Origin of the sequence: Streptococcus sp. HN38 (assembly GCF_028335765.1) — a bacterium.
GTDB classification, from domain to species: domain Bacteria; phylum Bacillota; class Bacilli; order Lactobacillales; family Streptococcaceae; genus Streptococcus; species Streptococcus suis_P.
The window spans coordinates 1858321-1874188 of the sequence record NZ_CP116604.1 but is presented as its reverse complement, the minus strand read 5'-3'; the positions used below and the strand labels follow the sequence as shown (position 1 = coordinate 1874188).

The following is a 15868-nucleotide window of genomic DNA, read 5'->3' as shown; positions in this document are numbered from 1 at the left end:
GATAAAATAAACACATCAATTAAGAAAGAGTGATTTCAAAGGAGAACACATCATGGTAGAATTAGGTATTTCAACATTTGGCGAAACAACTCCACTAGAAAAAACAGGGGGAACTTACAGCCACGACGAGCGGATTCGTCAGCTAGTCAAAGAAATCGAGCTAGCCGATGCGGTGGGGCTTGATGTTTATGGGATTGGGGAGCATCACCGAGAAGATTTTGCGGTTTCTGCACCTGAGATTGTGCTGGCAGCTGGTGCCGTCAATACCAAGCATATCAAGCTAACATCAGCAGTTTCAATTCTTTCCTCCATGGACCCTGTACGACTTTATCAGCAGTACACCACCATTGATGCTTTGTCAAATGGCAGAGCGGAAATCATGGCGGGTCGTGGTTCCTTTACGGAGTCTTTCCCCTTGTTTGGCTATGATCTCCATGACTATGAAGAACTCTTCGATGAAAAGTTGGACATGCTTCTGGAAATTGACAAGGAAACCAATCTCAAGTGGAATGGGCATTTTACCCAGTCAGTCGATAATAAGCCAGTCTATCCACGTCCTGTTCAGGAAGATTTTCCCATTTGGGTGGCAACAGGGGGCAATGTAGAGTCCACCATCAAGATTGCTAAGAAAGGCCTGCCAATCGTGTATGCAGTCATTGGTGCAGGTGCCCATCGCTTTAAACCTTTAGTCGATGCTTATCGCAAGGTTGCTCGTAACTCAGGTCACGATCCGAAGAAAACAAAGGTTGCAGCCCATTCTTGGGGTTGGATTGCAGACGACCATGACAAGGCTGTGGAAGAATACTATCATCCAACCAAAGTAATTACGGACAATATTGCCAAAGACCGCCCACATTGGAGCGAGATGACCAAGGCGCAATATCTCTACTCTCTGACAGACGAAGGAGCAACCATCGTCGGAGATCCAAAACGAGTCGCTGAAAAAATTATCAAGACTATTGAAACACTTGACTTGGACCGTTTCTTCCTCCATCTCCCAATCGGCTCAATGCCACATGAAGATGTCCTCCGTGCTATCGAACTCTACGGAAAAGAAGTTGCGCCAATTGTCCGAGATTATTTTGCAAAAAAAGAAGAGAATCAGTCCCAAGACTGATGAGATAGTTGATAGGATGAGTTATACTATAGTCAATCCTAAATATTTTTCATAATCTCCTGAAAATCCTGACCATGTGGTTGGGATTTTTTGCATGCAAAAACACTCTTGGAATTTCCAAGAGTGTTTTACGTAACGGTGTTAAATAGTTTGTAATTTTTATTTCATCGTCGGGAGTGAAATAGGTCTGATAGACCTTGTCAGCTTGTCACCTATTTCATTGTAGGGAGTGAAAAGGTCTATCAGACCTTTTCAGCCAATCGCCAAGAAACTGGAAAGTGATTGGAATATCCTAGTGAAGACAATACTAGAAGGTTACTGTTTCTTACTTCATTGTAGGGAACAATAGTACATCCCGAATAGTAGTGGTATCTGTCAAGAGCATGCAGAGGCGGTCGATACCGATTCCAAGTCCACCTGTTGGTGGCATACCGTATTCGAGGGCTTCGATGTAGTCGTAGTCAACGCCTGTCGCTTCGTCGTCACCGAGTTCTTTAGCCTTAGCTTGGGCTTCGAAGCGTTCCAATTGGTCGATTGGGTCGTTCAATTCTGTAAAGGCATTTCCATATTCCTTGGTCATGATGAAGAGCTCGAAGCGGTCTGTGAAGCGTGGGTCTTCATCGTTTTTCTTAGCCAGTGGAGATACGGCTACTGGGTGACCATAGACAAAGGTTGGTTGGATTAGAGTTGCTTCAACGTATTCTTCAAAGAAGCTGTTGATGATTTGACCAACTTCTGTATGGTGTTTTTCCACAGGGACCTTGTGCTCAGCTGCAAGGGCTTTTGCTTCCTCGAAGCTCATCTCTTGCCAGAAGTCCACGCCAGTTTGTTCCTTAATAGCATCGACCATGTGGATACGCTTAAATGGCTCGTGGATGTTGATGACAGTATCCTGATAAGTCACAGGACCGTCACCGACAACAGCCTTGGCAGTGTGCTGGATAATACCTTCGGTCAAGTCCATGATGTCTTGATAGTCTGCATAGGCTTGGTAAACCTCAATCGAAGTGAACTCAGGGTTGTGGGTCGCATCCATACCTTCGTTACGGAAGATACGACCGATTTCATAGACGCGTTCCATACCGCCGACAATCAGGCGTTTGAGGTGGAGTTCTGTCGCGATACGAAGGACCATGTCAATATTTTGGGCATTGTGGTGGGTGATGAATGGACGAGCCGCTGCACCACCAGCTTCGTTGTGAAGGACAGGTGTTTCCACTTCCAAGAAACCAAGTCCGTCAAGGTAACGGCGGATTTCTGAGATAATTTTTGAGCGGGTCACAAAGCGGTCAAAGCTCTCGCGGTTAGTAATCAAGTCCAAATAACGTTTGCGGTAGCGGGTCTCGATGTCTGTCAAACCGTGGAATTTTTCTGGCAATGGGCGGAGCGCTTTAGAAAGGTGAGTCAACTTGCGAGCATGGATAGACAACTCACCAACGTTTGTCTTGAAGACATCTCCCTCGACACCGATAAAGTCACCAAGGTCTGCTTTTTTGAAGATTTCATAATTTTCTTCGCCAACATCATCCTTACGAACGTAGATTTGAATCTGGCCTTCGCGGTCTTGAATGTGAGCAAAACCTGCCTTACCCTTACCACGCTTGGTCATGATACGACCTGCGATGATGGCTGTTTGCCCTAATTCTTCCAAGTCTTCTTTTGATTTGTCTTCGTACTGGGCCTTCAATTCAGCTGAATTTGCAGAACGCTCAAAACGTTTTCCAAATGGGTCAATGCCCTGTTCAGCAAGAGCCGTCATTTTCTCACGACGGACAATCTGTTGGTCATTTAATTCTTCAAAATGTTCAGTTGACATAAAAATTTTATTCCTCCAAAGTCTGTTCCTTCTATTTTATCATAGAATAGGTAAAAAATCAGCAAAAAAGAAAGCAAGAAACTGCTTTCTTAGTGAGATTTGTAGCGGGTATCATTCCAAGCCAGTTCGGTAAAGTGTTCAAAGTCTCTCGTTTCCAAAATGGAAATGGAAGCATTATCCAAACCACCTCGGTGACGCAGTTGGGCAGGTGGAAAACCAAGCAGGCGATGAATAGAGGCAGTTAGAAAGGCACCATGACTGACGATGAGGACTGTTTCCAGGTTTTCTTCTTGAAGAGACTGGATAAAATCGACCATTCTCTGTGTGACCTGATGGACAGATTCGGCATCAAAGACATCGTGTTTAAATCGTGCTAGATTATGTTTGAGTGCACAGGCTTGTTTGGGGTAGATGGCACGAAAAATTGCCATCTTGCTTCCTTCTAGTCTTCCAAAATTCCATTCACGTAATTGTTGTGTGGTTAGAACGGTTTGGCAATGGTGATTGGCTTTTGCAATTTCTACGGCAGTGCTATGTGCGCGCTGCAAATCACTAGAATAAATAGCATCAAAGGGGATTTCAGCAAGGTATTTGCCTAGTTTTTCTAAATCCTGATAAGATTCAGGCAAAAGAGCTGAATCACCAGAATAGCCTTGAAAGCGCCCCTCCAAATTCCATTCGGTTTTACCGTGACGGACAAAGTAGATTTTCAAGTCTAGTCCCTCCCCTCAATCAAATCGGCAAAGTCAGCTTTTACAAAATCAGCTAAAACCTGGCTATCGATTTTAATCGAGCGACCAATTTCACCAGCAGAGACAATCAAGTGACCGAGTTCAAGGGCAGATTGATCAATGTAGATTGGGAAATTATGCTTCTGACGAATGCCGACGGGATTGTTGGCACCATGAACATAGCCAGTTGTCTTTTCCAAGTCTTTTTGTGGAATCATGCTGACTTTTTTATTGCCAGAGATCTTGGCTAATTTTTTCTCAGACAGGTGCTCAGTAATAGGCACAATACCAATGACAGGTCCTGTCTTATCACCTGTTAATGCCAACGTTTTGTATATATCTTTTTCTTCAATTCCTGGTGGTAATTGGCCTTCAAGGGCATTTAAAACAAGGCTATCATGATCGATCTTAGCCTTGTCCAATATTTGGTCCACCAAGGTTTTCTTTATTTTAACCTTTTTTGCCATTATTTATATTTTTCCTCAAGTTTACTCATCCAAAGCCCTAACCATGCTCCTAGTATAAATAGGACAATAGCAGCAATCCATGTAACAAAGTTCGCTCCAGCATAGGAAATTGACTCTTTATTACTTGCTTGTGGAATCAAAATTAGGAGAGTAGAAGATGAAACGATACCAATAATAAAGTGATAAACACGTGAATGGTATACTTTCAGAGCGTGGTCCATTGCTTTTGAAAATGCAACCATTGCAAGAACACCACCAATTGCGATTGGTAGGAAGGTACCGAATAGATCAAGTGACTTGAAACCATTTAGCATTGGCGTGTAGATACCCAAAATCAATAGTAAGTTTGAAGGGCTGAGTCCAGGGACAAGTACCCCTAAAGCAATCAAGGCACCTGCCAATACAAAACTAGCAAAAGTAGCTGGAAGTGTCCCGACAAGATCGCTCAAATTGTAAAGTAGGAAGCCAGAAATAATGAATGTCCCAATCAACCAAGCCAAATCAATGCTATCTCGTTTACTCTTTTGAGTTGATTCTTTAAGTAGGCTAGGAATAGTTCCCACGATTGCTCCCGCAAAGGCCCACAAAACTGGGACTTGGAAATGTTGCAATAAAAATTCTACAGGGAAAGAGAAAAGGGCGATTCCCAAAATTCCACCAATTCCTACAGGAACAAAATAAAGAAAGTTTTCCTTGAAATCTTTTCGAATATTTGCTAAAAATCCAATTAGTCGCTCATAGATTCCGAGGATAGCAGCGAGTACCCCCCCAGAGACACCAGGTAAGATAAAGCCGAGTGCGATAATCATACCTTTAATAATTCTTGAAATCCAAGAAGCCATAATTTCCTCCAAAATGTATTATAACGCTCCTATTATAGCATAAAGCAAGTAAAAATAATTAAAAAGACTGCCTGTTAGATAAAATCCAGCAGGCAGTTTTGGTTAAATATTGTAAAAACCTGGTCTTGCTCTATAGAGTAAAATGAGCAGAATAGAGGCAATTGCAGTGGAAGGAAGAATATAGCTGATATTGTAGGTAAAGGAATAGAGCCAGACAGGCATACCAGGTGTAGCGTAGTCTGCATAGAAGATAATGCCAGATAAGAAGGTGGCTAACAATCGGATGCTTCCTCCTAGAAAACTAGCCAGAGTAATGATGAGAGTAGCATTTTTTAGATTTTTTTGTTTGGATAGGGTGGGTGCCACTAAACCTGCTAAACCAATTCCGGCGTAAGAAAGTGCGTAGTCAAGAAAAACTTGAAAAACGTTTAGGAAGTAGCCACCGTAGAAAAGTTGAATGGTTCCTACAATACCACCAGTAAGAACCCCTACCCCTAGTCCGTGGCGCAGAGCAAGCAGTAAGATTGGAAGCATGACTAAAGACACAGATCCACCTTGGGGCATTGTAAAGAGCGGGATTTTGTCAAAGACGAGGGCAATGGCAGAAAAGATAGCAACTTCGGCTAGGATGGGTAATTTTGATGTGGACATAAAAAGACTCCTTTGTAGATGGTCAACAAAGGAGTGTTTATAGCAGAGTATAGTATCATTCTATAAAGCACACAATTCCTACGCTAGTTTTAACTAGATCAGGTTCGAGGATTTCGCAGTTGCGATCTCAGCCGAAGCACTCCTTTGTGTATATGTAATTGGTGGGATTATAACATTTTATTCAGGTGTTGTAAATAGCTTCTGATAAACTTCATTAGGATCCTTCAGGGTAGTAATAATGTTGAGGTCTAGGTGGTGCTCAAAGCCGTTTACATAACCACGTGAGGTATATTGGTGAAGATCGTAGTCCAAGTCAGTATTTGGAGCGGCATTGTAGTAGCCAGAATCATCACCGTATGTAGGAATCCAAATGGCGTCAAATTTATCTACATTGATGCTGTGGTCTTCCATGAAATAGGTTCCGACGTAAATTCCAATGTTTTTAGCACCGAGAGTTTCTAACTCTTTTCGAAAAGCCTCCACTCCAGCATTCATATCATCCATGGTATATTCTTCAACGTCTAACCAATAGAAGGTTGGCTTGTACTTATTTGCGGCCTTATAAAAGCTTTGAGCTTCCTCCTGCATGCTCTCAATGCTATTTCCTGTGACATAGGCATAGACAGCAACAGGTATATTTCTTGCCTGGAATTCTTTAATATGGGTATCAAAGGATTTATCTAACCCATTTTTATCAGTCGCTGTATTTTCGTTTTTAGTGTGTGAGCCACTTTGAATACGAACGATTGCGCCAGAAATATTTTTGCTAAGTGTATCGTAGTCAATTTCAGACGGTCTCTGCCAAGCAGAAACGTCGACGATAGGTTTCATTTCGAGCGCATTTGCAATGTAATAACTTGAACTAGAATTTGTTGTTTTAGAACTTGTACTGGTGTTTGATTGTGTGACTGCGGGTTCGTTAGCTGCCTCCGTCTTATTTACAGTATTTCCAGTCACCCCAGTGATGAAAATAAGAGCAAAGAAGGATAGGAAAAAAACAACAACAATCATCGGATTTAGTTTCTTTCTCATCTCCTCAATTCTACCGTAAAATCATGAAAAAATCAAAAAAATACGATTCAAGAAATAGTAAAGGGGACCTCTAAAAACTCCCAAAATTGCGAATTTGGAGTTACAAAAACCTTGTTAAATCAACATTTTAAATTTTAGAAAATTAGTTTTTAGAGGTCCCCTAAAAGATTATCTGAACTTGACATAATAAAGGGAATAGGGTAGGCTAAATTGGTATGCATGACAAAAGTGAAAAAGTAAGACGTGTTAGTCAGCTAGTTGTTCTGTCCTCTTTGACGATTGTTTTAAGGGTGGTTTTTGGGCCATTTCCCAATATAAAGCCTCTCACGGCTATTTTCCTCATTGTTCTGTCCTATTTCAGTTTGCTGGAGAGCTGGATATTGATGATACTAGTGATGGTAGGGAGTGGCTTGCTTTTTGGATTTGGCACAGTTGTTTTGTGGCAAGTTCTTAGTTTTGCTTTTATCCAATTTATATGGTGGTTGGCAATCGGTCCTTTTATCAAAAAAGAGAACATTCCCTTGTGGCTACAGAGTCTTCTGGCGGGGATTCTTGTCTTTTTGTATGGGCTAACGATAAGTTTTTTATCTGCTACACAGTTTGGGACTTCCCCTATCGTCTTTTGGCTTAATGGTCTAGTCTTTGATGGTTTACACGCTGCTTCAACAGTTTTGTTTTATCCAATTATTGATTATATTTTTAGGAGATTTTATAAATGAAAAAAATTAGTATTATGTTGATGGTTGTCTTCTCGCTCTTCTTGGCTGCTTGTACAAACACTACTGAGAAACAGAGTGAATCAGCTATCGAAGTCACTTTGCAGATTACAACCAAGGACAAAGAGAATCGTCAGGAAGTCACTGCGGAAGAAGGTGATAGTGTCATGGATGTGCTTAAAGAACACCACGACATTGTAGAAGACAATGGTTTGATAACAGAAATTGATGGTGTTAGCCAAGATGCGAGTACCAATACATACTGGATGTATAAAGTTAATGGCCAAATGGCTGATAAAGGGGCGAAAGACCTTACAGTTGCGAATGGGGATGAAATTGAATTTTATCTTGAAACATTTGAATAGATATGAAAGGCTTCGGCCTTTTTCTTGTCGACAAAAGTTAGTTCCGAATGTTTGCAGAGCAACTTAGAAAGTGATAAGTATTTTTATACAAAGTATGCTATAATAAGAGCTATACTCGAAGAAGGTTGGATAAGCAATGAAGATTGACAAACGCCAGTTGTTGAATTACTCCATACTGATTCCCTATCTCATCTTATCGGTGATTGGGTTGGTCATGGTCTATTCGACAACCAGTGCTACGCAAATTATTAATGGTAGAAATCCATTTAGAACAGTGATTAACCAGGCAGGATTCTGGATTGTCAGCTTGGTAGCAATCTATACGATTTATCGTATGAAATTAAGTTTTTTACGCAAGAAAGCCGTTATCTATTCGGTTATTTTGGTAGAAGTATTTCTGTTAGCTATTTCTCGGTTGTTTACTCCGATTAACGGGGCTCATGGCTGGATTCCTCTGCCAATCGCAGGAACCTTGCAGCCGGCAGAATATTTGAAATTAATTATCATTTGGTATCTGGCACATGAGTTTGCAAAACAACAGGCGGATATTCGGACTTATGACTATGTATCGTTGATTAAAGGAAGTTGGATTCCGAAAGAGTTTACAGATTGGCGGGTGGTCAGTCTGCTCCTCCTAGGTCTAGTTGCGACACTGCCAGACTTGGGAAATGCGACGATTATTGTGCTGATTATGGTCGTGATGATTAGTGTGAGTGGGATTGCCTATCGCTGGTTTTCAACAGCGGTTTTGGGAATTGTAGCCGCCTCAACAGTTATTCTAGGGACGATTCGTATTTTGGGTGTAGAAACGGTGGAAAAAATTCCGCTCTTTGGTTATATTGCTCGTCGTTTTGCTGCCTATTTTGATCCATTTGGTAATGCCACCAATGCAGGTCTTCAATTGACTCATTCTTACTATGCGATGAGTAACGGTGGATGGCTTGGACGTGGCTTGGGAAATTCGATTGAGAAAAAGGGGTATCTACCAGAGGCCCACACCGACTTTGCATTTTCGATTGTCATTGAAGAACTCGGTTTTGTCGGAGCTAGTTTAATTCTAGCCTTATTGTTCTTTTTGATTATTCGAATTATTATTGTAGGCGTCCGTGCTCGTAGTCCATTTAATGCGATGATGGCACTTGGAATGGCAGGTATGCTTCTAATTCAAACATTTGTCAATATCGGAGGAATTTCAGGAATTATTCCTGCAACGGGGGTAACTTTCCCCTTCTTGTCACAGGGTGGATCGAGTCTTTTGATTATTTCCATCGGGATAGGGTTTGTTTTGAATATTGATGCTAGTGAAAAACGTCGATTAATTGAAGAAGAAATAGAGCGTACGCTAATTTAGAGATAGGAAAGAGGTAGGAGATGGCTATTCAAAAATTAGAAAACTATAACAACAAGGAAGCAATCCGTGAAGAAGTAACGATTCTGACATCTATTTTGGAAGAAGTAGCAGCCCAAATGATGCCTGCAGAGACTTTTGCTAAAATTGTAGAATTATCTCAATTGTCTCGTCAGGATGATTATCAGGCATTGATTGCTATTATCAGTCAGTTGAATAATGATGAACTAGCAGTTATTTCTAGATACTTTGCTGTTTTGCCACTTTTGATTAATATATCAGAAGATGTTGACTTGGCCTATGAAATCAACCATCAAAACAATATTGATCAAGATTATCTTGGTAAGATTTCAACAACAATTGATATGGTTTCCAAACAAGAAAATGCAGCTGAAATCCTTGAAAAGTTGAATGTTGTTCCAGTCTTGACAGCCCATCCTACTCAGGTTCAACGCCAGTCTATGCTGGATTTAACCAAGCATATTCATGAGTTGCTTCGTCGTTATCGCGATGTAAAATTGGGCTTGCTCAATAAAAACAAATGGGAAGATGAGCTCCGTTGTTACATTGAAATTATCATGCAGACGGATATGATTCGTGAGAAGAAGTTGAAGGTAACCAACGAAATCACAAACGTTATGGAGTATTACAATTCTTCCTTTATTAAGGCTGTCACTAAGTTGCAGCGGGAATACAAACGTTTGGCCGCTGAGAAAGGAATCGTCTTAAATAATCCTCGTCCAATTACAATGGGTATGTGGATTGGGGGAGACCGTGATGGAAATCCATTTGTTACTGCAGAGACCTTGAAGCTGTCAGCCTTGACTCAGTGTGAAGTCATTATGAATTATTACGATGAGCAACTCTATAAACTCTATCGGAATTTTTCGCTCTCGACTTCCATTGTAAAGGTATCTACAGCGGTTAAGATGCTGGCGGATTTATCTGAAGATAGTTCTGTCTACCGTGAAAATGAGCCTTATCGTCGTGCTTTTCACTATATTCAGATGAAACTTGCAAATACAAGAGATTATCTAGTTCACAATAAGCCGTCAGCTGTCCGCTATAGTAATGTAGCTGAGTTTAAAGCTGATTTATTAGCCATCAAACAATCTTTGGTCGAAAATAAATCTATGGCGCTATTGAAAGGTGATTTTACAGAATTGCTTGAAGCGGTTGAAGCGTTTGGTTTCTACCTAGCTAGTATCGATATGCGCCAAGACTCTTCTATTCATGAAACAAGTGTTGCGGAACTATTGGCTTCTGCCCGTATCGTAGAAGACTACTCCAGTTTATCTGAGGAAGCTAAATGCCATGTTCTTTTGAAACAGTTGGAAACAGATCCACGCATTCTTTCTGCAACGCACATACCAAAGTCAGAACAATTAGAAAAAGAATTGGCTATCTTTGCTGCTGCGCGTGAATTGAAAGATAAGCTAGGTGAGGAAATCATCAAGCAACATATTATTTCACACTCGGAGAGTGTTTCTGATTTGCTGGAATTAGCTGTCCTATTAAAAGAAGTTGGTCTAGTAGATGTCGATAAGGCCCGTGTTCAGATTGTTCCACTTTTTGAGACAATCGAGGACTTAGATAATGCACCTGATACCATGCGTCAATATCTGCAATTAGATTTAGCGAAACGTTGGATTGCAGGCAATAAATATTACCAAGAAATCATGCTTGGCTACTCAGATTCCAACAAGGATGGTGGCTACCTATCCTCCGGCTGGACACTCTACAAAGCACAGAATGAATTGACGCAAATCGGTCAAGACTACGGAGTAAACATCACCTTCTTCCACGGTCGCGGAGGTACTGTTGGTCGTGGTGGTGGTCCTTCCTACGATGCGATTACATCTCAGCCATTTGGTTCTATCAAGGACCGGCTTCGTTTGACAGAACAAGGCGAAGTGATAGGCAATAAATACGGTAACAAAGACGCAGCCTACTATAATTTAGAAATGCTGGTATCTGCAACGCTTGACCGTATGGTTACACAAATGATTACCGATCCAAATGAAATCGATGGCTATCGCGAAACCATGGATGAAATTGTATCAGATAGCTATCGTATTTATAGAGATCTTGTGTTCAACAATCCACATTTTTATGATTATTTCTTTGCCGCTAGTCCAATTCGTGAAGTATCAAGCCTGAACATTGGCTCACGTCCCGCGGCTCGAAAAACCATCACAGAAATCGGTGGTTTGCGTGCGATTCCATGGGTATTCTCCTGGTCACAAAACCGTGTCATGTTGCCAGGTTGGTATGGAGTTGGTTCAAGTTTCAAACGCTTTATTGATAAGCACCCTGATAATTTGTCTAAGTTACAAAAAATGTACGAATCTTGGCCATTCTTCCGTTCACTTCTATCAAACGTGGATATGGTATTGTCTAAATCTAATATGAATATCGCATTTGAATATGCTAAAATGTGTGAAAGCGAAGAGGTACGAAATATCTTCCATGTCATTTTAGATGAATGGCAGTTGACCAAAGAAATCATTTTATCAATCGAGCAAAATGATGAGCTTTTAGCAGAACTACCGTTCCTAAAAGCCAGTCTTGATTATCGCATGCCGTATTTCAACGTACTTAACTATATTCAGATTGAATTAATTCATCGTCTTCGTCGTGGAGAATTGAGCAAAGAACAAGAGAATCTCATTCACATCACCATCAACGGTGTGGCGACAGGTTTGCGCAACTCAGGTTAATGATTAAGAAACAACTTCTTCGGAGGTTGTTTTTTTGAATACTTAAAATGATATAATATTTTTAAAAATGTGTAACCAAACACATTTTCATTCGTTTTATCAGTGAAGGGAGGGGATAAGTATCAAACTAGATCAATATGAAAAAGAAATTATTGGTATTGCAGAGGAGATTTCCTACTATTTGCAAAAATCAGGAGCCGGCCCAGCTGACAGTCAGGATATTGCCCAAGATGTTCTAGTCAAATTGCTTGAATCTGATATTGTCCTTCCTTTCGAAAAACTAAGAGCTTGGCTTTACCGATCTGCAGTTCGGGCTTACATTGACAAATACAGGCGAGACAAGCGCTACCATGAAATTTTACAAAAGGAGTTTTTTACACCTGAAAATTTTTTGGTCTATGACCAAGAAGATTATGAGGAACTCTATCAAGCTGTTGCAGACCTGCCAGAAAAATACCAGCAAGTGATTGACTTATACTACTTCCAAGATATGAGTGTCAAAGAGATTGCGCATATTTTAGGTGCTGGTCAAAGTTGGGTGAAAATCAGCCTTTACCGTGGACGCAAACAGTTGAGGAAAGCACTAGAAGAGAGAGGATATGACTATGAAGACTTTTGAAGAAGTGACAAAAAAGAGTAAGCGGAAGAATTTATGGAAGACCGTTGGGCTTAGTAGTATAGTGGGAATTGTTTTACTATTATCCAGTCTCTATGCCCTCCGTTTGTTTTCTAACTATCGGAGTCAGCAGGCACAGGAGCATTTTAATCGTGTCCTTCAGGTAACCTATCCAAATGTAGATGTGGAACGATTCTATGTTAATGAAATAGGAATTGTTTCAGGCTATGTTGATTATAATTTGTCAAAGGATTTGGCAGGTGTGCCTTTTGCGTTTGGGCATCTGGAAGTAGATTATAACTTATATGGAATCTTTGCTAATTTTGGTCAGTATTTCCCAGAGGGTTCTGAAGAATATTACTACCACCAAGATAGCAACAGCAAGTTACCGATCTTTTACAATACTAAAACAGCTTCTGGCCGTCAGGAATTATCCTATACTAAGGAGATGAAAGGGCAGCTAATAGAAGTGGCCATTACCTTTGATAAGAAATATACATTAGCAGAGATAAGGAACATGGTCCCAAATAACCTCAAAAAGAATTGGTATTGGATTGGGACGGAAAAATCTCAGCTGAGAACAGAATACTTATCCCTAGTCAGTCTATTCGGCATGGATTCCGAACAACTACAAGCAGTGACAGCAGAAGTAGCCACAGATGACCTTGTTCCTTATACAAGCCCCCTTACTGTGATGAAAGAATTGGTGGACTACCAAGGCGATTACGCCCTCTCTCCTGAAATCAAGGGTGATGTACAAGCTTATGTCAACAAATTCGGCGACACCGACTTCACCCAGCAAGCAGAGATTGATAGATTAGAATTCGCAGGCATTATTCTCACAGGCAGAGCAGAAGACTTTGTAGAGCTAGAAAATGCCGACTGGATCTACGCTTCCAGCATCGGAGCCAGTGTCCAAAATCAGCCCTATTATCAGCTAGATGTGGAATAAATCAGAAAAACGGTAGAAAATGCTTGCAATTCTGCTACAATTTGATAGAATAGTAAGGTAAAGTTAGACCGTATTGCCTACTGTCTATCTATAAAATATATTTTATTGGAGGCTTTTACCAAAATGGCAAAAGAAAAATACGATCGTAGTAAACCCCACGTTAACATTGGTACAATTGGACACGTTGACCACGGTAAAACTACTTTGACAGCAGCTATCACAACTGTATTGGCACGTCGCTTGCCTTCATCAGTTAACCAACCTAAAGACTATGCGTCTATCGATGCTGCTCCAGAAGAGCGCGAGCGCGGTATCACTATCAACACTGCACACGTTGAGTACGAAACTGAAAAACGTCACTATGCTCACATCGACGCTCCAGGACACGCGGACTACGTTAAAAACATGATCACTGGTGCTGCTCAGATGGACGGTGCGATTCTTGTAGTAGCTTCAACTGACGGTCCAATGCCACAAACTCGTGAGCACATCCTTCTTTCACGTCAGGTTGGTGTTAAACACCTTATCGTCTTCATGAACAAAGTTGACTTGGTTGACGATGAAGAATTGCTTGAGTTGGTTGAAATGGAAATCCGTGACCTTCTTTCAGAATACGATTTCCCAGGTGATGATCTTCCAGTTATCCAAGGTTCAGCTCTTAAAGCTCTTGAAGGTGACACTAAGTACGAAGACATCGTTATGGAATTGATGAACACTGTTGATGAGTACATTCCAGAACCAGAACGCGACACTGACAAACCATTGTTGCTTCCAGTCGAAGACGTATTCTCAATCACTGGTCGTGGTACTGTAGCATCAGGACGTATCGACCGTGGTACAGTTCGTGTTAACGACGAAATCGAAATCGTTGGTCTTCAAGAAGAAAAATCTAAAGCAGTTGTTACTGGTGTTGAAATGTTCCGTAAACAACTTGACGAAGGTCTTGCCGGCGATAACGTTGGTGTGCTTCTTCGTGGTGTACAACGTGATGAAATCGAACGTGGTCAAGTTATCTCTAAACCAGGTTCTATCAACCCACACACTAAATTCAAAGGTGAAGTTTACATCCTTACTAAAGAAGAAGGTGGACGTCACACTCCATTCTTCGACAACTACCGTCCACAGTTCTACTTCCGTACAACTGACGTAACTGGTTCAATCAAATTGCCAGAAGGTACTGAAATGGTAATGCCTGGTGATAACGTTACTATCGACGTTGAATTGATCCACCCAATCGCCGTTGAACAAGGTACTACTTTCTCTATCCGTGAAGGTGGACGTACTGTTGGTTCAGGTATGGTTACAGAAATCGAAGCTTAATTCGATTGAGTTCCCAGAAATAACAATTATAGTCAGACAACTTAATTGTAACTCTCTACTTTCGGGTAGAGAGTTTTTCTGTAAGTATTCATAAAATGCACAGAAATTCTTTAATCTTAGCTAAGTTTATGCTATAATGTACCTTGTACAATAAATATAGAAGAGGTAAGTGAAATGTCACGTAAACCAATCATTGCCGGTAACTGGAAAATGAACAAAAACCCTCAAGAAGCACAAGCTTTCGTTGAGGCAATTGCAGGAAAATTGCCTGCAGGCGACAAAATTGAAGCAGCTATCGCAGCTCCAGCTGTAGATTTGAACGCTCTCTTATGGTTCGCTAAAGATTCTGAATTGAAAGTTGCTGCTCAAAACTGCTACTTTGAAGATGCTGGTGCCTTCACTGGTGAAACATCTCCAAAAGTATTGGCTGAAATGGGTGTTAACTATGTTGTTATCGGTCACTCAGAGCGTCGTGATTACTTCCACGAAACTGATGAAGATATTAATAAAAAAGCTCATGCAATCTTCCGTAACGGTTTGACTCCAATCATCTGTTGTGGTGAGTCACTTGAAACTTACGAAGCTGGTAAAGCGGTTGAATTCGTAGGTGCTCAAGTTTCTGCAGCTTTGAAAGACTTGACTGCTGAACAAGTAGCATCACTTGTTATTGCTTACGAGCCAATCTGGGCAATCGGTACTGGTAAATCAGCTACTAAAGACGATGCACAAAACATGTGTAAAGCTGTCCGTGACGTTGTTGCTGCTGATTTCGGTCAAGAAGTTGCAGACAAAGTTCGCGTTCAATACGGTGGTTCTGTAAACCCATCAAACGTTGCGGAATACATGGCATGTCCAGACGTTGACGGTGCGCTTGTTGGTGGTGCATCACTTGAAGCAGAAAGCTTCTTGGCTTTGTTGAACTTCTAATATAGTCATTTAGTTTTTCTTTTATTACTTCGACGTAAGAGGAAACTCCGTTTCCTTATTTCCAACTTCAAACACTCCACTGGATTGTTTGAACTCGCTTTGCCGTACTTTGCAGGGGTGACTTGATCCGCAAGTGCTATCTCCAACCTTACACAGTCACTCGACTGTACAAGCTGTCTGCAGCTCGTTGCCTAGTACTAAAAGTAAACTAAAAGACTATAACAAAAAGCATCGGATTTTGAATTCGA

General features: G+C 41.0%; 15 protein-coding genes and 1 riboswitch. Of the genes, 9 read left to right on the top strand and 6 right to left on the bottom strand.

Annotated elements, in window-relative coordinates; all coding sequences use genetic code 11:
- Window positions 1–52 precede the first annotated feature (52 nt).
- Window positions 53–1117, top strand: a complete 1065-nt coding sequence (locus PHA78_RS09075) for an LLM class flavin-dependent oxidoreductase (RefSeq protein WP_272158056.1) — start codon at window positions 53–55, stop codon at window positions 1115–1117.
- Window positions 1118–1442: 325 nt separating this feature from the next.
- On the opposite strand, the gene lysS is transcribed toward PHA78_RS09075, so the two are convergent.
- The 6 genes from lysS to PHA78_RS09045 all read right to left on the bottom strand — a co-directional run bounded on the left by lysS (window position 1443) and on the right by PHA78_RS09045 (window position 6656).
- The gene (lysS, locus tag PHA78_RS09070) at window positions 1443–2933 is read right to left on the bottom strand and encodes a lysine--tRNA ligase (protein ID WP_024408184.1); all 1491 of its coding nucleotides are present in this window, start codon (window positions 2931–2933) and stop codon (window positions 1443–1445) included.
- A gap of 89 nt (window positions 2934–3022) precedes the next feature.
- The gene (locus PHA78_RS09065; RefSeq protein ID WP_272158055.1) at window positions 3023–3646 is read right to left on the bottom strand and encodes a histidine phosphatase family protein; all 624 of its coding nucleotides are present in this window, start codon (window positions 3644–3646) and stop codon (window positions 3023–3025) included.
- Window positions 3647–3648: 2 nt separating this feature from the next.
- The gene (locus PHA78_RS09060; RefSeq protein WP_029184917.1) at window positions 3649–4131 is read right to left on the bottom strand and encodes an aminoacyl-tRNA deacylase; all 483 of its coding nucleotides are present in this window, start codon (window positions 4129–4131) and stop codon (window positions 3649–3651) included.
- Window positions 4131–4973 carry a DUF368 domain-containing protein gene (locus PHA78_RS09055; protein ID WP_029178740.1) on the bottom strand — a complete coding sequence of 281 codons (843 nt, stop codon included), beginning with the start codon at window positions 4971–4973 and terminating at the stop codon, window positions 4131–4133. Before PHA78_RS09055 ends, PHA78_RS09060 begins: the two co-directional genes overlap by 1 nt.
- 102 nt (window positions 4974–5075) lie before the next feature.
- Window positions 5076–5624: an energy-coupled thiamine transporter ThiT gene (thiT, locus tag PHA78_RS09050; protein WP_272158054.1), complete on the bottom strand. Its 549-nt coding sequence runs from the start codon at window positions 5622–5624 to the stop codon at window positions 5076–5078.
- A 58-nt stretch (window positions 5625–5682) separates the two neighbouring features.
- Window positions 5683–5778, bottom strand: a riboswitch (TPP riboswitch).
- Window positions 5779–5801: 23 nt separating this feature from the next.
- Complete coding sequence (locus tag PHA78_RS09045) at window positions 5802–6656, bottom strand: glycoside hydrolase family 25 protein (RefSeq protein WP_105128945.1); 855 nt, start codon at window positions 6654–6656, stop codon at window positions 5802–5804.
- Window positions 6657–6871: 215 nt separating this feature from the next.
- Between PHA78_RS09045 and PHA78_RS09040 the strand changes: the two genes are divergently transcribed.
- The 8 genes from PHA78_RS09040 to tpiA all read left to right on the top strand — a co-directional run bounded on the left by PHA78_RS09040 (window position 6872) and on the right by tpiA (window position 15620).
- Window positions 6872–7375, top strand: coding sequence for a hypothetical protein (locus tag PHA78_RS09040; RefSeq protein ID WP_029174828.1), 504 nt, complete (start codon window positions 6872–6874; stop codon window positions 7373–7375).
- A complete protein-coding gene (locus PHA78_RS09035; protein WP_029175897.1) occupies window positions 7372–7737 on the top strand; it encodes a DUF4430 domain-containing protein in 366 nt (121 codons plus the stop codon). The genes PHA78_RS09040 and PHA78_RS09035 overlap by 4 nt, the downstream gene beginning before the upstream one ends.
- 136 nt (window positions 7738–7873) lie before the next feature.
- Window positions 7874–9088 (top strand): cell division peptidoglycan polymerase FtsW, encoded by a 1215-nt coding sequence (gene ftsW, locus PHA78_RS09030; protein WP_024409525.1) that lies wholly within the window; start codon window positions 7874–7876, stop codon window positions 9086–9088.
- 20 nt (window positions 9089–9108) lie between these two features.
- Complete coding sequence (ppc, locus tag PHA78_RS09025) at window positions 9109–11805, top strand: phosphoenolpyruvate carboxylase (RefSeq protein ID WP_272158053.1); 2697 nt, start codon at window positions 9109–9111, stop codon at window positions 11803–11805.
- 115 nt (window positions 11806–11920) lie between these two features.
- A complete protein-coding gene (locus PHA78_RS09020; RefSeq protein ID WP_024397986.1) occupies window positions 11921–12424 on the top strand; it encodes an RNA polymerase sigma factor in 504 nt (167 codons plus the stop codon).
- Window positions 12411–13373, top strand: coding sequence for an anti sigma factor C-terminal domain-containing protein (locus tag PHA78_RS09015; protein ID WP_024378089.1), 963 nt, complete (start codon window positions 12411–12413; stop codon window positions 13371–13373). The genes PHA78_RS09020 and PHA78_RS09015 overlap by 14 nt, the downstream gene beginning before the upstream one ends.
- Before the next feature lie 123 nt (window positions 13374–13496).
- Window positions 13497–14693, top strand: a complete 1197-nt coding sequence (tuf, locus tag PHA78_RS09010; protein ID WP_004298711.1) for an elongation factor Tu — start codon at window positions 13497–13499, stop codon at window positions 14691–14693.
- 174 nt (window positions 14694–14867) lie between these two features.
- Complete coding sequence (gene tpiA / locus PHA78_RS09005) at window positions 14868–15620, top strand: triose-phosphate isomerase (RefSeq protein ID WP_004298713.1); 753 nt, start codon at window positions 14868–14870, stop codon at window positions 15618–15620.
- Window positions 15621–15868: the final 248 nt, after the last annotated feature.